The organism is Streptomyces sp. WAC05292, from assembly GCF_003949955.1.
GTDB classification, from domain to species: domain Bacteria; phylum Actinomycetota; class Actinomycetes; order Streptomycetales; family Streptomycetaceae; genus Streptomyces; species Streptomyces globosus.
This window is the reverse complement of sequence record NZ_RPSE01000010.1, coordinates 16377-35316: the sequence shown is the minus strand read 5'-3', so window position 1 is coordinate 35316 and position 18940 is coordinate 16377. Positions and strand designations below refer to the sequence as shown.

The 18940-nt window shown below is 73.0% G+C and carries 17 protein-coding genes and 1 tRNA gene; 6 read left to right on the top strand and 12 right to left on the bottom strand.

All coding sequences use genetic code 11. From position 1 onward, the window contains the following. Positions 1 to 35: 35 nt before the first annotated feature. The 6 genes from pknB to EF903_RS02450 all read right to left on the bottom strand — a co-directional run bounded on the left by pknB (position 36) and on the right by EF903_RS02450 (position 8124). Entirely contained in the window at positions 36 to 2051 is a 2016-nt protein-coding gene (gene pknB / locus EF903_RS02480; protein WP_125540926.1) for a Stk1 family PASTA domain-containing Ser/Thr kinase, read from the bottom strand. Positions 2052 to 2288: 237 nt separating this feature from the next. Next, positions 2289 to 3755, bottom strand: coding sequence for a penicillin-binding protein 2 (locus EF903_RS02470; protein WP_125540924.1), 1467 nt, complete (start codon positions 3753 to 3755; stop codon positions 2289 to 2291). Further along, positions 3752 to 5176, bottom strand: a complete 1425-nt coding sequence (locus EF903_RS02465) for an FtsW/RodA/SpoVE family cell cycle protein (protein WP_125540923.1) — start codon at positions 5174 to 5176, stop codon at positions 3752 to 3754. Before EF903_RS02465 ends, EF903_RS02470 begins: the two co-directional genes overlap by 4 nt. A 31-nt stretch (positions 5177 to 5207) precedes the next feature. Next, positions 5208 to 6668, bottom strand: coding sequence for a PP2C family serine/threonine-protein phosphatase (locus tag EF903_RS02460; RefSeq protein WP_125540922.1), 1461 nt, complete (start codon positions 6666 to 6668; stop codon positions 5208 to 5210). 144 nt (positions 6669 to 6812) lie between these two features. Further along, the gene (locus tag EF903_RS02455) at positions 6813 to 7310 is read right to left on the bottom strand and encodes an FHA domain-containing protein (RefSeq protein WP_125540921.1); all 498 of its coding nucleotides are present in this window, start codon (positions 7308 to 7310) and stop codon (positions 6813 to 6815) included. 10 nt (positions 7311 to 7320) lie between these two features. Beyond that, positions 7321 to 8124 carry a DUF3662 and FHA domain-containing protein gene (locus tag EF903_RS02450; RefSeq protein ID WP_125540920.1) on the bottom strand — a complete coding sequence of 268 codons (804 nt, stop codon included), beginning with the start codon at positions 8122 to 8124 and terminating at the stop codon, positions 7321 to 7323. Positions 8125 to 8417: 293 nt separating this feature from the next. Between EF903_RS02450 and EF903_RS02445 the strand changes: the two genes are divergently transcribed. The 6 genes from EF903_RS02445 to EF903_RS02420 all read left to right on the top strand — a co-directional run bounded on the left by EF903_RS02445 (position 8418) and on the right by EF903_RS02420 (position 13931). Further along, positions 8418 to 8500: transfer RNA gene (locus EF903_RS02445), tRNA-Leu, on the top strand. Between the two features lie 145 nt (positions 8501 to 8645). Continuing rightward, entirely contained in the window at positions 8646 to 10319 is a 1674-nt protein-coding gene (locus tag EF903_RS02440; protein WP_260614720.1) for a sensor histidine kinase, read from the top strand. A gap of 8 nt (positions 10320 to 10327) precedes the next feature. Then, positions 10328 to 10987, top strand: a complete 660-nt coding sequence (locus EF903_RS02435; RefSeq protein WP_125540919.1) for a response regulator transcription factor — start codon at positions 10328 to 10330, stop codon at positions 10985 to 10987. Positions 10988 to 11054: 67 nt separating this feature from the next. Continuing rightward, complete coding sequence (locus tag EF903_RS02430) at positions 11055 to 12506, top strand: DUF2252 domain-containing protein (RefSeq protein ID WP_125540918.1); 1452 nt, start codon at positions 11055 to 11057, stop codon at positions 12504 to 12506. A gap of 146 nt (positions 12507 to 12652) precedes the next feature. Then, entirely contained in the window at positions 12653 to 13519 is an 867-nt protein-coding gene (locus EF903_RS02425; protein WP_399419970.1) for a J domain-containing protein, read from the top strand. A 67-nt stretch (positions 13520 to 13586) separates the two neighbouring features. Continuing rightward, positions 13587 to 13931 (top strand): rhodanese-like domain-containing protein, encoded by a 345-nt coding sequence (locus EF903_RS02420; protein WP_125540917.1) that lies wholly within the window; start codon positions 13587 to 13589, stop codon positions 13929 to 13931. 49 nt (positions 13932 to 13980) lie between these two features. On the opposite strand, the gene EF903_RS02415 is transcribed toward EF903_RS02420, so the two are convergent. From EF903_RS02415 to paaA, 6 genes are all read right to left on the bottom strand, one after another. Beyond that, positions 13981 to 15117: an acyl-CoA dehydrogenase family protein gene (locus EF903_RS02415; protein ID WP_125540916.1), complete on the bottom strand. Its 1137-nt coding sequence runs from the start codon at positions 15115 to 15117 to the stop codon at positions 13981 to 13983. A gap of 102 nt (positions 15118 to 15219) precedes the next feature. Continuing rightward, entirely contained in the window at positions 15220 to 16359 is a 1140-nt protein-coding gene (locus EF903_RS02410; protein WP_125540915.1) for a 2Fe-2S iron-sulfur cluster-binding protein, read from the bottom strand. After that, positions 16360 to 16893, bottom strand: coding sequence for a 1,2-phenylacetyl-CoA epoxidase subunit PaaD (gene paaD / locus EF903_RS02405; RefSeq protein WP_390335692.1), 534 nt, complete (start codon positions 16891 to 16893; stop codon positions 16360 to 16362). Then, on the bottom strand, positions 16887 to 17612 hold the full coding sequence (paaC, locus tag EF903_RS02400) for a 1,2-phenylacetyl-CoA epoxidase subunit PaaC (protein ID WP_125540913.1): 726 nt from the start codon (positions 17610 to 17612) through the stop codon (positions 16887 to 16889). The genes paaD and paaC overlap by 7 nt, the downstream gene beginning before the upstream one ends. Next, positions 17609 to 17893, bottom strand: coding sequence for a 1,2-phenylacetyl-CoA epoxidase subunit PaaB (paaB, locus tag EF903_RS02395; protein ID WP_114053291.1), 285 nt, complete (start codon positions 17891 to 17893; stop codon positions 17609 to 17611). The genes paaC and paaB overlap by 4 nt, the downstream gene beginning before the upstream one ends. Next, on the bottom strand, positions 17890 to 18903 hold the full coding sequence (gene paaA, locus EF903_RS02390) for a 1,2-phenylacetyl-CoA epoxidase subunit PaaA (protein ID WP_114053292.1): 1014 nt from the start codon (positions 18901 to 18903) through the stop codon (positions 17890 to 17892). Before paaA ends, paaB begins: the two co-directional genes overlap by 4 nt. Positions 18904 to 18940: the final 37 nt, after the last annotated feature.

The following is an 18940-nucleotide window of genomic DNA, read 5'->3' as shown; positions in this document are numbered from 1 at the left end:
GGAGGGGCCGGGCCTCTTCCGGTGCCGGGTGCCGGTCAGCGGCCGCCGGTCAGGCCTCCGAAGAAGCCGCCGCCCTGCTGGTTGCCGCCGGGCATGGTGAAGAGGTTCACCGCCGTGCCTGTCTGGACGGGCGAGCCGGCGTTCGGGTCGGAGCCCACGACCTGCGCCTTGTCGTCCGTCGGACCCGACAGCACCCGGCCGAAGGTCAGTCCCCGCGCCGCGAGTTCTTGCTTGGCCTGTTCGAGGGTCCGTCCGGCGAGGTTCGGGACCTGGGTCGGCTGTGCTCCTTTGCTGATCTGCACGTTGACCGTCGTCCCCGGGGCCAGCTGCTCGCCCGCCGGGTACTGCTGCTGGACGATCGTCTTCGGCGTCGCGCCCGGCGAGTCGACCTCGGTCGTGCTGCCCAGCTTCAGCTTCGCCCCGTTGAGCAGCTTGATCGCTTCCTCGCGGGTCTTGCCCATGATGTCCGGCATCGCCGTCTTGGCCGGCTCCTTGGCCACCGTCAGCGTGACCGGCGAGCCCTGCTGGGCCTGGGCGCCCGGCTTCGGGTTCTGCTCCAGCACCGTGCCGGGGGTCCGCTCGGAGTCCTGGAGCTTCTTCTCGACCTGGAACTTCTTGTCCTTGAGCGCCTTCTCCGCCTCCTCGAACGGCATGTTGAGGACATCGGGCAGGGACTGGAGCGGAGCACCGGCGGAGATCGTCAGCTTGACCACGGTGCCCTCGTCGACGCGGGCGTCGGGCGCCGGGTCCTGCTTGCAGACGTTGCCCTTGGGCTGCTCCGCGCAGGGCTCTTCGCCCGCCTTCTCCACCTTGAGGCCGACGTTGTCGGCGCTGCGCTGCGCCGCGTCGAAGGTCTGGCCGATCAGCTTGGGCACGGCGGGCCGGTTGTCGGCGCCGCCGCTGAAGAGGGAGCGGCCGATCAGGATCGCCCCGACCAGCACCAGTATTCCCGCCGTGACGAGCAGGATGGTCGAGGCGCGGCTCTTCTTCTGCTGCCGGCCGCGGCCGTGGCCCTGGTCGTAGCCGGGTCCCTGGTCCGGGTAGTAGCCGCCGTCGCCGCCCGGGGGCATCGGCGGCATCATCGACGTCTGGCCGGCGTCGGCCGGGCGCATGGCGGTGGTCGGCTGGTCGTACCCCTGCGGCCCGTAGGCGTGGTTCGGATCGGGGTAGCCGTAGCCGGCCGTGCCCATCGTCGCGGCGGCGGCGACCGGCTGGCCCTCCAGGCAGGCCTCGATGTCGGCGCGCATCTCGTCGGCCGACTGGTAGCGGTAGTCGGGGTCCTTGACGAGCGCCTTCAGCACGATCGCGTCCATCTCGGGCGTGATCTCGGGGTCGAAGTTCGACGGCGGCTGGGGCTCTTCGCGTACGTGCTGGTAGGCGACCGCCACGGGGGAGTCGCCGATGAACGGGGGCCGCACGCACAGCAGCTCGTAGAGCAGGCAGCCCGCGGAGTAGAGGTCGGAGCGCGCGTCGACCTGCTCGCCCTTGGCCTGCTCCGGGGAGAGGTACTGGGCGGTGCCGATGACGGCCGCGGTCTGGGTCATGGTCATGCCCGAATCGCCCATGGCGCGGGCGATGCCGAAGTCCATGACCTTGACCTGGCCGGTCCGGGTGAGCATGACGTTGGCGGGCTTGATGTCGCGGTGGACGATGCCGGCGCGGTGCGAGTACTCCAGCGCCTGGAGGATGCCGATCGTCATCTCCAGCGTGCGCTCGGGCAGCAGCTTCCGCCCGGAGTGCAGGAGTTCGCGCAGGGTCGAGCCGTCGACGTACTCCATGACGATGTACGGGATGGAGATGTTGTCGACGTAGTCCTCGCCGGTGTCGTAGACCGCGACGATCGCCGGGTGGTTGAGCGAGGCCGCCGACTGGGCCTCGCGCCGGAACCGGGCCTGGAAGGACGGGTCTCGGGCCAGGTCGGCGCGCAGGGTCTTGACGGCGACGGTACGGCCGAGCCGGGTGTCGTGGGCGAGGTAGACCTCGGCCATGCCACCGCGGCCGAGCACGTGGCTCAGCTCGTACCGGCCGCCGAGGCGACGCGGCTCTTCCATAACGTTCCAGCCCTCTCCGTCAGTCCCGACCGCACCCGTGTGTGGTCCGGCGGTGTGCTGTTCGCGCAAAGGCTACCGGCCGATCCTCGGTGATCGGTTGGCGGCCACAGCCTGATACCGGACCGGTACAGTGCGCGCGCTCGGCGGCGCCGCCGGCGGTCCGGTCCGCCGCGGCGGCCTTCCCGCCCCGCGGCGGTCCTTCCATTGTCCGTGCCGTCGACCGGTCCACCGCGTCCGTCAGATCTTGCTCTTCAGGACGGCCTCCATCACGGCCTTGGCGACCGGGGCGGCCAGGCCGCCGCCGCTGATGTCCTCGCGGTCCGCCCCGCTGTCCTCGATGACGACGGCGACGGCGACCGGGGAGCCGCCGTCCGGGTTCTGGACGTAGGAGATGAACCAGGCGTAGGGGCGCTTCTTGTTCCCCTCGCCGTGCTGCGCGGTGCCGGTCTTGCCGCCGACGGTGACGCCCTTGATCCTCGCGGGCTTTCCGGTGCCGTTCTCGACGACGTCGACCATCGTCTGCTGGATCTTCTGCGCGTTCGCGGCGGAGAGCGGGCGGCTCATCTCCTGCGGCTCGTGCTTCTCGACCACGTCGAGGTTGGGCGCCGTCAGCTGGTCCACCATGTACGGCTTCATCAGCTTGCCGTCGTTGGCGATGGCCGCGGTCACCATGGCCATCTGCAGCGGGGTGGCCGCGGTGTTGAACTGGCCGATGGAGCTCTGGGCGTTGCCGTCGCGGTTCATCGTCTTGTCGTAGACGCTCGCGAAGGCGCGTACCGGAGTGTCGATCTTGTCGTTGTTGAAGCCGAACTTCTCGGCCGTCTGGACCATCTTGTCGCGGCCGACCTTGTCGCCGAGGTTGGCGAAGACCGAGTTGCAGGAGACGCGCATCGCCGCGAGCAGGCTGGCCTTCTCGCAGCCCGTCGCGTGGTTGACCATCGGGGTCCGGGTGCCCGGCAGGATGTAGGGCTCCGGGGTGTCCGTCGGCTCGTTGACGTCCTTCACGACGCCGTGCTCCAGCGCGGCGGCCGCGGTGACGACCTTGAAGGTGGAGCCGGGCGGGTACGTCTCGCGCAGGGCGCGGTTGACGAGCTTCTTGTCCTCGCCGTCCTTCAGCTCGACCCAGGCCTTCTCGTCCGTCTTGGAGTTGCCCGCGAAGGTGCCCGGGTCGTACGACGGGGTGCTGACCAGGGCCAGGATCGCGCCGGTGCGCGGGTCGATGGCCGCGACCGCGCCCTTCTTGTTGTCGAGCGCCCGGTAGGCGGCCTCCTGCACGTCCGGCATGAGCGTGGTGACGACGTTGCCGCCGGCCTTCTTCTCGCCGGTGAACATGCCGATGGTGCGGTCGAAGAACAGCCGGTCGTCGTTCCCGGTGAGGATCTTGTCCTCCAGGGCCTCCAGCTGCGTGGACCCGAAGGCCTGCGAGGCGTAGCCGGTGACCGGCGCCCACAGCGGTCCGTTGACGTAGGTCCGCTTGTACTTGTAGTCGCTGCCGTCGGTGGCCGTCGAGCCGGTGATGGCCTGGCCGCCCTTGACGATGATGTTGCCGCGCTGGATCGCGTACTGGGCGATCTGGACCCGGCGGTTCTCCTTGCGGGTGCTGAGCTCCTCGGCCTGCACGTACTGCAGCCAGTTCGTGCGCACGAGCAGGGCGAGGACCAGCAGCCCGCAGAAGATCGAGATGCGGCGCAGCGGCTTGTTCATGACGGGCGGACCACCTGGGTCATCTCGGAGTCGGGGGACGGCGCGGGGGCGGGAGCGGGGCGGCGCGCGGTGTCGCTGATCCGGATGAGGATGCCGATCAGGGCCCAGTTGGCGAGGACGGACGAACCGCCGGACGCGAGGAAGGGCATGGTCATGCCGGTCAGCGGGATGAGTCCCATGACGCCGCCGGCGACCACGAAGATCTGGAGCGAGAAGGCTCCGGACAGGCCGATGGCGAAGAGCTTGCCGAACGGGTCGCGGGCGGCCAGTGCGGTGCGCACACCGCGCTCGATGATCAGGCCGTAGAGGAGGAGGAAGGCCATCACGCCGGAGAGCCCGAGCTCCTCGCCGACCGTGGAGAAGATGAAGTCGGAGTTCGCGGCGAAGCCGATCAGGTCCGAGTTGCCCTGGCCCCAGCCCGTGCCGAGGACGCCGCCGGAGCCGAAGCTCATGATCGACTGGCCGACCTGCTCGCAGGCGCCCGAGGTGGTGTAGCAGCCGAAGGGGTCGAGCCAGGCGTTGACGCGGGCCTGGACGTGGCTGGCGAAGGTGCCGACGACGACGGCGCCGCCGACGCTCATCAGCAGGCCGATCACGATCCAGCTGGTCCGCTCGGTCGCCACGTACAGCATGATCACGAACATGCCGAAGAAGAGCAGCGAGGTGCCGAGGTCGTTCTCGAAGACGAGGATGAGCAGGCTCATCGCCCAGATCATCAGGATCGGGCCGAGGTCGCGGCCGCGCGGCAGGTAGAGGCCCATGAAGCGGCGGGAGGCCAGGGCCAGGGCGTCGCGCTTGACCATGAGGTAGCCGGCGAAGAAGACCGCGATGACGATCTTGGCGAACTCGCCCGGCTGGATGGAGAAGCCGGCGACGCTGATCCAGATCTTCGCGCCGAAGACGTCCGCGCCGAGGCCCGGGATGACCGGCAGGATCAGCAGGACGAGCGCGGCGGCCATCGAGATGTACGTGAACCGCTGGAGCGTGCGGTGGTCCTTCAGGAGCAGCAGCACCGCGACGAACAGGGCGATGGCCACCGCGGTGTACATCATCTGGCGCGGCGCCGACTCCGAGAACGCGCCGAAGCTCCGCTTGGCCAGGTTCTGGAGCCGCTCCGACTGGTCGAGCCGCCAGATCAGCACGCAGCCGAGGCCGTTGAGCAGGGTGGCGATCGGCAGCAGCAGCGGGTCGGCGTACTTGGCGTAGCGGCGTACGACGAAGTGGGCGAGGCCCGCCAGGACGGCGAGGCCGCCCCCGTAGGCGAGCATGCCCGGGGGCAGCTCCCCGTGGATCGCGAGACCCACGTTGGCGTAGGCGAAGATCGGGATGACCACGGCGAACACGAGCAGCATGAGCTCGGTGTTCCGCCGGCTCGGCAGCTCGATGGCACCGATGGTGGTCGTGTTGGTGACAACGCTCATGGTGTGGCAGGCCCCCTGTGCCCGCGTGGGTCTACTGCTTCTGGCACTGGCCGACCAGCTGCTGCTCCTCGGGAGTCAGGCTGGGGCCGGGTGTCGGGCTGTTCTGCGCCTCGGCCTTGCGGCGCTCCTCTTCCTTCTTGCACGCGGCGACCTGGGTGCCGAGTTCATCGACCTTCTTGCGGGCCCCGTCGAGGCTGGTCTCGCCGATGGTGTCCTCCACCAGCTTCCGCTTGAAGGGCGGCAGGTACTTCAGTTCGATGTCGGGGCGGTCGGTCTCCACCTTGGAGAGCTGCAGCGGCCCCAGATTCTGGCTGATGCCGCGGAAGAGCGCCACGTGGTCGCCCTTGACGCCGATGTAGTACTGCGTCTGCGTCCAGCGGTGGGCCGCGTAGAGGCCGCCGCCGACGACGCCGGCGACGAGCAGCAGGAGCAGGGTGCGGGTGGTCCACTTGCGCCCTTTGCCGCGGCGCCTGCGGGGGTTGTCGTACCCGTCGTCGAAGGCGGCGCCGTCGTCGTAGGGCTCGGGGTCGCCGAAGCTGCCGTACGCGCCCCCGGACTGGCTCTGGTCGGGGTAGCCGTAGCCGGGGGCGTCGCCGCTGCCGGGCGGCCCGAAGGCGCCGGCGGGCGGGGGAGCCTGCCGGCCGAGGCCGGCGGCGCGGCCCGCGGGGGTCTGCATGGCGCCGCCGTCGAAGAGCTGGTGCTGGTTCTCGGCGACCGCGCCGACGACGACCGGGGTGTCGTTCAGCTGGGCGGCGAGCGTGTCGCCGCTGTCGGTGTCGAGGACGTCGGCGACGATGCAGGTGATGTTGTCCGGTCCGCCGCCGCGCAGGGCGAGCTGGATCAGGGACTGCACCGTCTCGTGCGGCCCGTGGTAGTCGGCGAGGGTCTCCTCCAGGGTCTGGTGGGAGACGACGCCGGAGAGGCCGTCGGAGCAGATCAGGTAGCGGTCGCCGGCCCGGACCTCGCGGATCGACAGGTCGGGCTCGACGGTGTCGCCGCTGCCCAGGGCCCGCATGAGCAGCGAGCGCTGCGGGTGGGTGGTGGCTTCCTCTTCCGTGATGCGGCCCTCGTCGACGAGGCGCTGCACCCAGGTGTGGTCCTGCGTGATCTGCGTCAGGACGCCGTCGCGCAGCAGGTACGCGCGGGAGTCGCCGACGTGGACCAGGCCGAGCCGCTGGCCCGTCCACAGCAGGGCGGTCAGCGTGGTGCCCATGCCTTCGAGCTGGGCGTCCTCCTCGACCATGATGCGCAGCTGCTCGTTGGCGCGCTGCACGGCGGAGCCGAGGGAGGTGAGGATGTCGGAGCCCGGGACGTCGTCGTCGAGCTGCACGAGCGAGGAGATCACCTCGGAGCTGGCGACCTCGCCGGCGGCCTGGCCGCCCATGCCGTCGGCGACCGCGAGGAGGCGCGGGCCGGCGTACCCGGAGTCCTCGTTGCCCTCCCGGATCATGCCCTTGTGGGATCCGGCGGCGAACCGCAGGGACAGACTCATGTGCACCTGCCCTGTCGACGCCTGGTCGGGGTACAGCCGGTCTCGAGCCACACTGCCCACCCTCCGGTCGGGAGCGCGCTCGGGTCCGTGCCCCGGGCGGGACGGACTGCCGCGGCTCGCTCGCTCCGCTCGCTCATTCTCGTACTACTTCCGCAGCTCGATGACGGTCTTGCCGATGCGGATCGGGGCGCCCGGCGGGATGGGCGTCGGGGTGGTCAGCCGGGTCCGGTCGAGGTACGTGCCGTTCGTGGACCCGAGATCCTCGACGATCCACTGGCCGTCACGGTCGGGGTAGATCCTGGCATGGCGGCTGGAGGCGTAGTCGTCGTCCAGCACGATCGTGGAGTCGTGCGCCCGGCCGAGCGTGATCGTCTGGCCCGCCAGGGCGACCGTGGTGCCGGTCAGCGTGCCCTCGGAGACGACGAGCTTGGTGGGCGCGCCCCGGCGCTGGCGCTGCTGCGGGGGCCCGGCGGCCTGGCGGCCGGCCGCCTGCGGCGCGGAGCCGCCGCCGCGGCGCGAGCCGCGCTGCGTGACGCGCGTACCGAAGAGGTCGCTGCGGATGACCTGGACGGCCACGATGACGAACAGCCACAGAACGGCCAGGAAACCCAACCGCATGACCGTCAGGGTCAGCTCTGACATTGCCCCCGCTTCACCCTTCGGCTTGCCGGTAAATGATGGTGGTGCTGCCCACGACGATCCGCGAGCCGTCGCGGAGCGTAGCGCGGGTGGTGTGCTGCCCGTCCACCACGATGCCGTTGGTGGACCCGAGATCCTGGATCGTCGAGGGCGTTCCGGTCCGGATCTCGCAGTGCCGGCGCGAGACGCCGGGGTCGTCGATCCGCACGTCGGCCTCGGTGCTTCGGCCGAGTACGAGCGTCGGGCGGGAAATCTGGTGGCGGGTGCCGTTGATCTCGATCCAGTGGCGCCGCGGGCCGCCGCCGGGGGCGGCGGGCCCGGCCGGGGCGCCGGGCCGGTGGCCGGGGGCGCCCGGCGGCGGCCCGGCCGGCATGGGCGGCGCGGCGACCGGCGGGTAGCCGTAGCCGCCCGGCTGGTTCTGCGGCGACGGGGGCTGGGAGGTGCTGGCGGCCAGGGTCCGGCTGCGGACCCGGTAGAGGCCGGTGTCCAGGTCCTCGGCCTTCTCCAGGTGGACCTTGATCGGGCCCATGAAGCTGTAGCGCTGCTGCTTGGCGTAGTCGCGGACGAGGCCCGCGAGCTCGTCGCCGAGCTGTCCCGAGTACGGGCTCAGGCGCTCGTAGTCGCCGGTGCTCAGCTCCACGATGAAGTCGTTGGGGACGACCGTCCGCTCACGGTTCCAGATCGTGGCGTTGTTGTCGCACTCCCGCTGGAGGGCGCCGGCGATCTCGACGGGCTGGACCTCGGACTTGAAGACCTTGGCGAAGGTGCCGTTCACCAGACCTTCGAGTCGCTGCTCGAACCGCTTCAGAACTCCCATGGGGCACCTCCTCCGTCGCTGTCGCCCTGTACTGCTTACTGATCGTATCCACGCGTGGCGGATTCGGGTGGTTCCCCCTGGGACCTGTGCGGACGAGTGTTGGTCCTCACAAGGGATCGTAGGGGTGCGCAAGGGACAGTGTCCCGCACCCGGAGTGCTGTGCGGGAGGGGCGTTCCCGGTCGCCTCCCGGGTGCCCGCGGAAAGCGATGTGAATCCACCCCCGATGACGTGCTAATGTTTCGACGTCGCCAGGGGGACGGACCGAAAGGGAAGAACCACTGGGACGCCGCTCGGGCGAGTGGCGGAACGGCAGACGCGCTGGCTTCAGGTGCCAGTGTCCTTCGGGACGTGGGGGTTCAAATCCCCCCTCGCCCACTGACAGAACCCCCGGTTCGGAGAAATCCGCACCGGGGGTTCTTTCGTCGTGCCCACAACTCCGTGTGACGCGGCCGACTTTCGTCGGCCGGAACGCGACGAAAGAGGGCGGTGCCGTGCCCGCGCGCATGTCTAGGGTCTTCGCGTGGATGTGACGGCGAAGACACGTGCGGGCCTGCGGTGGCTGCGGGGCCCCGACCCCTGGACCGGGCGGATGCTCGCGGCCGACCTGGCGCTGGCCGCCGGCGTCGCGCTGCTCGGCCTCGGGGTGGAGGAGCTCGACAGCGGCGGTCCGGTGCGCATGGCGCTCGGCGCCGCGGCGGTGTTCCCGCTCGTTCTGCTGCGCCGCCGGCTGCCCGCGGCGACCCTCGTCGCCGCGGCGGCCGTCGGCCCCTTCCTGCCGGGCACGGTGCTGGTCACCCTCCCGCTCGGCTGGTCCGCGGGCCGCCGGATCGTCGGTGCGGGGCGGGCGCTCGCGGCGTTCGTCCTCGCCTTCCTCGCCTCCGTCGGCTTCGGCGTCATCGAACAGTGGGCGGGCATGCGGCCGCTGCTGGTCGTCGTCTTCACCACGCTGATGTTCCTGGTGACGACCGTCATGCCCGGCCTCGCCAGCCGGTACTGGTCGCAGCGCCGGACCCTGCTGCAAGCCCTGCAGGAGCGCAACGGGCAGCTCCTGCGGGAGCGGGCGATGGTCGCCGGCCAGGCCCGGCTGCGCGAACGGCAGCGGATCGCCCAGGACATGCACGACAGCCTGGGCCACCAGCTCGCCCTGATCTCGGTGCACACCGGCGCCCTGGAGGTCGACCCGGAGCTCACCGACCGCCAGCGCGAGGCCGTCGGCGTGCTGCGGCAGGCCTCGGTGTCCGCCATGCACGAACTGCGCGAGGCCGTCGGCATCCTGCGCGACGGCGTGGAGGCGCCCGCCCCGGTCGAGGAGGCGCAGCCCGCCGCCCGCGGGGTCGCCGGCATCGCCGGGATCGTCGAGGCGGCGCGCAGTGCGGGCACCGACGTGCGGCTGGGCACGGCGGGCCGGCCCCGGCCGCTGGCCGCGGCGTGCGACCACGCCGCGTACCGGATCGTGCAGGAGGCGCTGACGAACGCGTACAAGCACGCCCCTGGTGCGCCGATCGCGGTCGAGCTGCGCTACGAGGACGACTCCCTGGTCGTGGAGGTCGCCAACGGGCCGGCCCCCGCGGCGGGAGCCGGTGCGGTGGTCTCCGGCGGGCAGGGGCTCACCGGCCTGCGGGAGCGGGCCCGGCTCGTCGGCGGGATGGTGCACGCCGGGGCGACCGAGGACGGCGGCTTCCGGATCGCAGGCGTGCTGCCGTACGGGGCGGAGCCGGCCGGGGCCGAGGACGCCGCCGACGACTTCGGCCAGCAGGAGCGGGGGCTCGCCGGTGCGCCGCCGATGGACTGGGCGGCCGTCGACCGGGAGCTGGCCGTGCGGGGGCGCAGCCGGTTCGGCGGGCTCGCACTGGGCTGCGGCATAGCGGTGGCGTCCCTGGTGGCGCTCCTGATCGTGTTCGCCGCCATGGTCGCCCTGTTCATAGGGTCGGCGAACAGCGCCATGATCAGCCGGGCGGACTACGACCGGGTGCGCGTCGGCGAATCCGAGCAGTCGGTACGGGACCGGCTGCCCGACGGGGACAGCTTCCTGACGGACGGCCTGGACCGGAAGGGGCCGCCGCGGCCCGAGGGCTCGGAGTGCCTGGCCCTGATGTCGGCCGACGACTCGGACTTCGGCACCGATACGGTTTTCCGGTTCTGCTTCAAGGACGGCAAGCTCGTCGACAAGCAGTCGTACGAGGCCGAGCAGTAGGAGCACGGGTGACAGCCAAGGTGATCCGCGTCGTGATCGCTGACGACGAGCCGCTGATCCGGGCGGGGATCAGGATGATCCTGACCTCGGACCCGGCGATCGAGGTCGTGGCGGAGGCGTCCGACGGCCGGCAGGCGGTGGATCTCGCCCGCGCCCACACGCCCGACGTGGTGCTGCTGGACATCCAGATGCCGGTGATGGACGGCCTGACCGCGCTCGGCGAGCTGCGCCGGGCCGCCCCCGAGGTGCGGGCGCTGGTCCTGACGACCTTCGGGGAGAAGGAGAACGTGCTGCGGGCGCTCGGCCAGGGCAGCGCCGGGTTCCTGCTGAAGGACTCGGCGCCGGGCGAGCTGATCGGCGCGGTCCGGGCGGCCGCCGCGGGCGACGCCTACCTCTCGCCGGGGGCGACCCGTCACGTCGTGGACCAGCTGGCCACGGGCCGGGCCGCAGCCCGCAGCGAGGAGGCGCGGCGGCGGATCGCCGAGCTGAGCGAGCGGGAGTGCGGGGTGCTGGCGCTGCTCGGCGAGGGGCTGTCCAACGCGGACGCCGGCCGCCGGCTGCACATGAGCGAGGCGACGGTGAAGACGTACGTCAGCCGGATCCTGTCGAAGCTGGGCTGCGAGAACCGGGTCCAGGCGGCCCTGCTGGCCAGGGACGCCGGGCTGTAGGTAGGTTCGCCGGAATCGGAAGGCAACGGGACCGCGGCGGACTGCGGCGGTCGGGGCGGGGGCACGGATGACGGTGGCGGAGCAGTACGCGGCGGGGGCGGGCCTTGCCGCCTCGGTGCTCGGGGCGGCGGACGGCGGACGGATCCCGGCCGTGCGCGGTTTCGCGCCGCGGCACGAGGCGGGCTCGCCGAAGCAGACCGGCAAGGCGCTGCGCGACCGCGTCCCGCGGTCCGCGCACGCCCGGTTCGAGCCGCCCGCCGGACGGCCCGACGCGGTACAGGCCGTGGAGGAGTCCAACGCCGGGCGGGTGGCCGCGCTGACGCCGATACGGGTGGGCCGGATGGCCGCGAACCCGTTCGCGTTCCTGCGCGGTGCGGCCGGGCTGATGGCGCACGACCTGTCCGCCGGGCCGGTGACCGGGATCGGCGCCCAGATCTGCGGCGACGCGCACGCGGCGAACTTCGGGCTGTACGGCGACGCCCGCGGCGGGCTCGTCATGGACCTCAACGACTTCGACGAGACCGTCTTCGGCCCGTGGGAGTGGGACCTGAAGCGGCTGGCGACCTCGCTCGTCCTGGCGGGCCGTGTGGCCGGCGCGGACGAGGACGCCTGCCGCGCGGCCGCCCTCGACGCGGTCGGCGCCTACCGGCGCACCCTGCGGCTGCTGGCGAAGCTGCCCGCGCTGGACGCGTGGAACGCCATCGCGGACGAGGAGCTCGTCTCGCACGCCGACGCCCGCGACCTGCTGGGCACGCTCCAGCGGGTCATGGAGAAGGCCCGCAACAACACCTCCGCCCGGTTCGCCGCCAGGTCGACCGAGGAGGGCCCCGACGGCGGGCGGCGCTTCGTCGACGCCCTCCCGGTGCTGCGCCGGGTCGGGGACGCGGAGGCGGCCGCCGTGGCCTCGTCGCTCGACCCGTACCTGCGGACCCTCCAGGGCGACCGGCTGCCGCTGCTGGCCCGGTACGCGATCCACGACGTGGCCTTCCGGGTCGTGGGCACCGGGAGTGTCGGCACCCGCTCGTACGTGGTGCTGCTGGTGGACCACCGGGGCGAGGCGCTGGTGCTCCAGGTGAAGGAGGCGCGGCCGTCGGTGCTGCTGCCGCACCTGCCGGAGGTGGGCTTCGCCGCCCGGGCCGAGGAGCACGAGGGCCGGCGGGTGGTGGCCGGGCAGAAGCGGATGCAGGTGGTGTCCGACATCCTGCTGGGCTGGACCACCGTGGAGGGGCGCCCGTACCAGGTGCGGCAGTTCCGCAACCGCAAGGGGAGCGTGGACCCGGCGGCGCTGACCGCTGCCCAGCTCGACGACTACGGCCGGATGACCGGCGCCCTGCTGGCCCGGGCGCACACCCACACGGCCGATCCGCGGCTGCTGTCCGGCTACTGCGGCAAGAACGGCGAGCTGGACGAGGCGGTCGCCGCGTTCGCGGTGGCCTACGCGGACCGCAGCGAGGCCGACCACGCCGACCTGGTGGCTGCGGTGCGGGCGGGGCGGATCGCCGCGGAGTCCGGCGTCTGAGGCCGGCGCCGCGGCCGTTGCCGTTGCCGTTGCCGCTGCCGGCCCGGCGCCGGGGCGCCGGGGCGCGGCGTCCGTCCGGGTCACGGTCGCGGACCGATGTTCCACGTGAAACATCGGTCCGGGCGCCCCGGCCTTAGGCTGGCCGGGTGAGCGAGCAGCAGACTGAGGAAACCGCCGCCGGGCACCCCGGCGGCGCCGACGGCGCCGGCGACGGCGGTGCGGCCGGCGGCGAGCGGCCCGAGGCCCGCCTGGAGCGGGCCGTGCGGGCGGCCGAGCAGGCGCTGATCGAGTTCGAGATCGCGGTCGAGACCTTCCGGGTCGAAGTGGAGAACTTCTCCCGGCTGCACCACCAGAAGCTCGGCCCGATGTACACGCGCCTCGACGAGCTGGACGCGCTGATCGCGGAGGCCCGCGCCGCCCGCACCGGCGACGAGGAGGACCTGCGGCTGGCCCGCGAGGCCCGGTCGCTGGTGATGCCGATGCCGGGCGTCGAGGAGCTCTTCCACGACTGGATGGACTCCGACGGCATCTCCGACGACGCCGCCGCGATGCTCACCGACCGGCCGGTGCGCCCGCCGCAGCGGGTGCGGCCCACGGAGGAGGTCCGCCGCCTCTACCGCGACCTGGTCCGCCGGGCGCATCCCGACCTCGCGCAGGACGACGCCGAGCGGGAGCGCCGCGACGCCTTCATCGCGCGGGTCAACGCCGCGTACGGGCGCGGCGAGGAGCAGCAGCTGCGCGAGCTGGCCGCCGAGTGGGAGGCCGGCCCGGCCGCCGCCCGGACGCAGGGGTACGGCGAGAGCGAGGAGCTGTACGCCCGCCTGGAGTGGCTGGCGCAGCGCAAGGAGCTGCTGTCGGTGGTGGCCCGTGAGCTGGAGGACAGCGCGATCGGCGCCATGCTGCGGATGGCGCCCGAGGACCCGGACGGGCTGCTCGACGAGATCGCCGAGCAGCTGCTCGCGCAGGTCTCCGAGAAGGAGGCCCTGCTGGCGGAGCTGGCCGACCGGCCGTAGCGGGGCCGCGGGGGCCTCGGGCTCGGCTAAGTTGGGAGGCCGGACCTGTGACGAGAGAAGGCGACGTATGAACTTCGGGCCGCTTCCCTCGGTGGACGCCGCCGCGGTGCCCGCCGAAGGGTTTGTCCTGGACGTCCGCGAGGACGACGAGTGGGCCGCGGGCCACGTCGAGGGCGCGCTGCACATCCCCATGAGCGACTTCGTGGCCCGCTTCGGCGAGCTGACGGAGGCCGTCGAGGACGGCCGCCGGGTGCACGTGGTGTGCCGTGTCGGCGGGCGCTCCGCCCAGGTGACCCAGTACCTGGTCCGCCAGGGCATCGACGCGGTCAACGTCGACGGCGGCATGCAGGCCTGGCAGGGCGCCGGCCGCGCGATGGTGACGGAGACCGGGGCCGACGCCTTCGTGCTCTAGGGCACGCGCCACGCAGGCTCCGGAGGAGGCGGCCTGGGCTCCTGCGGGCTCAGGAGAGCGGGTGGGCGGCCAGCAGGTCGCCCAGTTCCTCCTCGTGGGCGGCGGCCGGCCCGAGCTGGAGCTCCAGCTGCTTGGCCCAGGCGTGGTAGCGGTGCAGCGGGTAGCCGGTGTCGGCGCCGAAGCCGCCGTGCAGGTGCTGGGCGGTCTGGACGATGCGGCGCACGCCCTCCGACGCCCAGATCTTCGCGACGGCGAGGTCGCCGGCCGCGGGCAGCGGGCCGCCGGCCCCGTCGGTGTCGAGGCGCCAGGCCGCCTGCCAGAGGACGGCCTCCATCGCACGCAGGTCGACGTAGCGGTCGGCGGCCTGCACGGCGACCGCCTGGAACGTGGCGACCGGGAAGCCGAACTGCTCGCGCTGCGAGGTGTACCGGCTGGTCATGCCGAGTACGGCGGAGCCGGCGCCGAGGGCGAGCGCGCACGTCCCGAGCGTGAGGAGCCGGCGCAGCCGCTCCCACGCCTGCGGGGCCCGGAGGAGGTGCGCCGCGGGGATGCGCACGCCGTTCAGGGTGAGTTCCGCGAGCCGCTCCCCGCTGGTGGAGAACTGGTCGGCGAGGGCGAGGCCCTGCGCGCCGCGCGGTACCAGGGCGAGTACCGCCGCCCCGCCGCCGGTGTGCGCCGGTACGGCGGTCCAGTCCGCGCCGTGCGCCCAGGGGACGGCGGTCTGTACGCCGTCCAGCACCCAGTCGGCGCCGTCGCGGCGGGCGGTGACGGCGAGCTCCGCCGGGTCGTGGCCGGTGCGGCCGTGGGCGGCGGCGGTCAGGACGAGCCTGCCCGTGCCGGCGCCGGGCAGCAGAGCGGCGGCCAGTTCGGGGTCGGCGTGGGCCTGGACCGCCGCGGCGGTCGCGCAGTGCTCCAGCAGCGGCACCCGGGCAAGCACCCTGCCCGCCTCGCGCAGCACCAGGCACAGGGCGGTGGCGCCGAGGCCCGCGCCTCCGTGCTCCTCGGCCAGCACCAGGCCGAGGAGGTCCGCGGCCGCCAGGCGGGACCACAGGGTTCGGTCGAAGTCGTCCGCGACGGCGCCGGGGACCAGGGCCGGACTGGGCACCCCGTCCGGTGCGGTGTCCGCGAAGACGGCTGCGGCCGCCTCCTCGGCGGCCTGCTGCTCCTCGGTGAAGGTGAAGTCCACTGCCCGTCCTCCCGATGCGCCGGAACCCGCCCCGATATCTGACGGAGCGTCAAGATAGGGCAGGTTCCGGCAATTGGACAGGCCGCGGGCGGCGGCGGAGCGTCAGCGGTCGAAGTCGATCTCGACTTCCTCCGTCAGCGCGTGCGACTGGCAGGCCAGCACGAACCCGGCTTCCGTCTCCTCGGCCTCCAAGGCGAAGTTCCGGTCCATCCGGACCTCGCCCGAGACCACGAACGCGCGGCAGGTGCCGCAGACGCCGCCCTTGCAGGCGTACGGCGCGTCCGCCCGGTTCCGCAGGACCGTGTCGAGGAGGGACTCGCCTGCCTGCACGGGCCAGGTGCCGGCGCGGCCGTCCAGGCGCGCGGTGACCCGGCCGTGGGCCGGCGCCGCGGCGGCGGCCGCGGGCGCGGCGGGCGCCGCGGCGTCCTCGACGTGGAAGACCTCCTCGTGGATCCTGGTGCGGACCACGCCCAGCGAGCCGAGGGCCCGCTCCGCCTCGACGACCAGGCCGTACGGACCGCACAGGTACCAGCCCGTCACCTCGGCGACGGGCAGCAGCGCCGGCAGCAGGCCCGTCAGGCGCTCCTGGTCGAGCCGGCCCGACGGCAGGCCCGCCTCCTGCTCCTCGCGGGAGAGCACCGTCACCAGCTGGAAGCGGTCCGGGTAGCGGTCCTTGAGGTCGGCGACCTCCTCCAGGAACATCGTCGAGGCGGCCGTGCGGTCGCTGCGCACCAGGCAGAACCGGGCGTCGGGCCGGGCCGCGAGCAGCGTCGCCGCGATGGACAGCACCGGGGTGATGCCGCTGCCGCCGACGACGGCCGCGTAGTGGGCGCCTGCGGGGGCGGCCGCCGGGTCGAGGACGAAGCGCCCGGCCGGGACCATCACCTCCAGCACATCGCCGGCGGCGGCCTCCTTGTGCGCGAAGGTGGAGAACTCGCCGCCCTCCACCAGGCGGACGCCCACCCGGAGCGACGCCGGGCCGGGCCCGGCCGGGTCGGGGGCCGGGGAGCAGATCGAGTACGTGCGCCGGACCTCGGCGCCGCCGGGGGCGGTGCGGCGCAGCGTCAGGTGCTGGCCGGGAGCGTGCCGGTAGGCGTCGCGCAGCTCCTCGGGGACCGACAGCGTCAGCGCCACGGAATCGTCGGTGAGCCGGTCGACCGCGGCCACCGCCAGCCGGTGGAAGGCGCCGTGGCGCGCGGGTCGCGCGGGGCTCGGCGCGGGCGCCGGCGTCGTCGCGGCCATCTACAGCTCCTTGAAGTGGTCGAACGGTTCGCGGCAGGCGGTGCAGCGGCGCAGCGCCTTGCACGCGGTGGAGGAGAAGCGGCTGAGCAGCTCGGTCTCGGTGGAGCCGCAGTGCGGGCAGCGCACCGAAAGGGCGACCGGCACCGGTCCGCCCGCGGCGTGCGGGCGGGGCGGGGCGATGCCGAACTCGGCGAGCTTGCGGCGGCCTTCGGCCGTGATGTCGTCGGTCGACCAGGCCGGGGAGAGCACCGTGCGGACCCGCACGTCGGGGATGCCGTGGCCGGCGAGGACGCGCTCGATGTCGGCGGACATCGCCTCGACCGCCGGGCAGCCGGTGTAGGTGGGGGTCAGGGTGACCTCGGCGTGGCCGTCCTCGTGCATCCGCACCCCGCGCAGGACCCCGAGGTCGGCGAGGGTGAGCACGGGCAGCTCCGGGTCCGGGACGGAGCCGGCGAGGGCCGCCAGCTCCTCCTCCAGGCGGCTCGCGGTCGCGGCGCCGGATCCGGAGCCGGCGCCGGCCGGGCCGGTCACCACGACGCCCCCGGATGGCTGCGGTGCAGGTGCTGCATCTCGGCGAGCATCCTGCCGAACGGCTCGGTGTGCAGGCCCTGCCGGCCGGCTCCGGCCGCCCAGGCGCCGGTGCGCGGCCCCTCGGGGAGGGCGAGGCCGGCCCGCTCCAGCACCTCGGTCAGGGCGGCGAGCCAGCGGCCCTCCAGGGCCTCCCAGTCGATTCCGTCGAGCCCCTCGACCGGTTGGAACATCTCTCCGGTGAACTTCCACAGGGCGTCCAGGGCGGCCCGCATCCGGCGCCGGCTCTCCTCGGTGCCGTCGCCGAGGCGGAGCGTCCACTGCACGGCGTGGTCGCGGTGGTAGGCGGTCTCCTTGACGGCCTTCGCGGCCAGCCCGGCGAAGGGGCCGTCCCCGGCGGCGAGGTCCGTGTGCAGCTCGTGCTGGTACAGGCTGAAGTACAGCTGCCGGGCGATGGTGTGGGCGAAGTCCCCGTTCGGCTGCTCGACGAGCTGGAGGTTGCGGAAGGACCGCTCCTCGCGGAGGAAGGCCATCTCGTCCTCGTCGCCCGCCATGGACAGCAGGAAGCGGGCCTGGCCGAGCAGGTCGAGCGCGATGTTGGCGAGGGCGACCTCCTCCTCCAGCTCGGGGGCGTGGCCGGCCCATTCGCCGAGGCGGTGCGAGAGGACCAGCGCGTCGTCGCCGAGGGCGAGGGCGGCGGAGACGGTGGTGTCGGTGGCGGTCACAGGTGGCTCACCCCCTCCGGGATGTCGTAGAAGGTCGGGTGCCGGTACGCCTTGTCGGCGGCGGGCGCGAAGAAGGGGTCGCGCTCGTCCGGCGAGGAGGCGGTGATCTCGGCGGAGGGCACCACCCAGATGGAGACGCCCTCGCTGCGCCGGGTGTACAGGTCGCGGGCGTTGCGCAGGGCCATCTCGGCGTCCGGCGCGTGGAGGCTGCCCGCGTGCGTGTGCGACAGGCCTCGCCGCGAGCGCACGAACACCTCCCACAGCGGCCAGTTCTGCGTCATACCCGTGCCTCCTCGTTCCGTTCCGCCGCGGCCGGTGCCGCCGCGTGCTTGCGTGCGTAGGCCGCGGCGGCCTCGCGGACCCACGCGCCCTCCTCGTGCGCCCGGCGGCGCTGGCTCAGCCGCTGCTCGTTGCAGGGGCCGTTGCCCTTGAGGACGTCCCAGAACTCCGCCCAGTCGATCGGGCCGAAGTCGTAGTGCCCGCGCTCCTCGTTCCACTTGAGGTCCGGGTCGGGCAGGGTCAGGCCGAGGGTCTCGGCCTGGGGGACGGCGATGTCCACGAACCGCTGGCGCAGCTCGTCGTTGGAGTGGCGCTTGATCCGCCAGGCCATGGACTGCGCCGAGTGCGCCGATTCGTCGTCCGGCGGGCCGAACATCATCAGCGAGGGCCACCACCAGCGGTCCACCGCGTCCTGCGCCATCGCGTGCTGTTCCGGGGTGCCCTTCGAGAGGGCGAGGAGGAGCTCGAAGCCCTGCCGCTGGTGGAAGGACTCCTCCTTGCAGATGCGGACCATCGCGCGGGCGTACGGGCCGTAGGAGCAGCGGCACAGCGGGACCTGGTTGGTGATCGCCGCGCCGTCCACGAGCCAGCCGATCGCGCCGACGTCCGCCCACGTCAGCGTGGGGTAGTTGAAGATCGACGAGTACTTCTGCCGGCCGGAGTGCAGCTTGTCGAGCAGCTCGTCCCGGCTGGTGCCGAGGGTCTCGGCCGCGCTGTACAGGTACAGGCCGTGCCCGGCCTCGTCCTGCACCTTGGCCATGAGGATCGCCTTGCGGCGCAGCGAGGGCGCGCGCGTGATCCAGTTGGCCTCGGGCTGCATGCCGATGATCTCGGAGTGGGCGTGCTGCGCCATCTGGCGGACGAGCGAGGCGCGGTACTCCTCGGGCATCCAGTCGCGCGGCTCGACGCGCTCGTCGGCCGCGACCGCGGCGTCGAAGGCCGCCGCGAGCTGCGCCCCGAGGTCTGCCCCGAGGCCCGAGTCCTGCCCCGATTCCGGGGTCACTGCCACCATCCCGGCCCCCTGCCGAAGTCCTTTTACCGCCCGACCG

Coding starts and splice junctions, on each gene's coding strand:
- EF903_RS02430 (WP_125540918.1), top strand. CDS start 11,055: ATGACGGTGGCGGAGCAGTACGCGGCGGGGGCGGGCCTTGCCGCCTCG.
- paaB (WP_114053291.1), bottom strand. CDS start 17,893: ATGACGCAGAACTGGCCGCTGTGGGAGGTGTTCGTGCGCTCGCGGCGA.
- EF903_RS02420 (WP_125540917.1), top strand. CDS start 13,587: ATGAACTTCGGGCCGCTTCCCTCGGTGGACGCCGCCGCGGTGCCCGCC.
- EF903_RS02460 (WP_125540922.1), bottom strand. CDS start 6,668: ATGAGTCTGTCCCTGCGGTTCGCCGCCGGATCCCACAAGGGCATGATC.
- paaA (WP_114053292.1), bottom strand. CDS start 18,903: ATGGTGGCAGTGACCCCGGAATCGGGGCAGGACTCGGGCCTCGGGGCA.
- EF903_RS02470 (WP_125540924.1), bottom strand. CDS start 3,755: ATGAACAAGCCGCTGCGCCGCATCTCGATCTTCTGCGGGCTGCTGGTC.
- EF903_RS02455 (WP_125540921.1), bottom strand. CDS start 7,310: ATGTCAGAGCTGACCCTGACGGTCATGCGGTTGGGTTTCCTGGCCGTT.
- EF903_RS02410 (WP_125540915.1), bottom strand. CDS start 16,359: ATGGCCGCGACGACGCCGGCGCCCGCGCCGAGCCCCGCGCGACCCGCG.
- EF903_RS02465 (WP_125540923.1), bottom strand. CDS start 5,176: ATGAGCGTTGTCACCAACACGACCACCATCGGTGCCATCGAGCTGCCG.
- EF903_RS02450 (WP_125540920.1), bottom strand. CDS start 8,124: ATGGGAGTTCTGAAGCGGTTCGAGCAGCGACTCGAAGGTCTGGTGAAC.
- pknB (WP_125540926.1), bottom strand. CDS start 2,051: ATGGAAGAGCCGCGTCGCCTCGGCGGCCGGTACGAGCTGAGCCACGTG.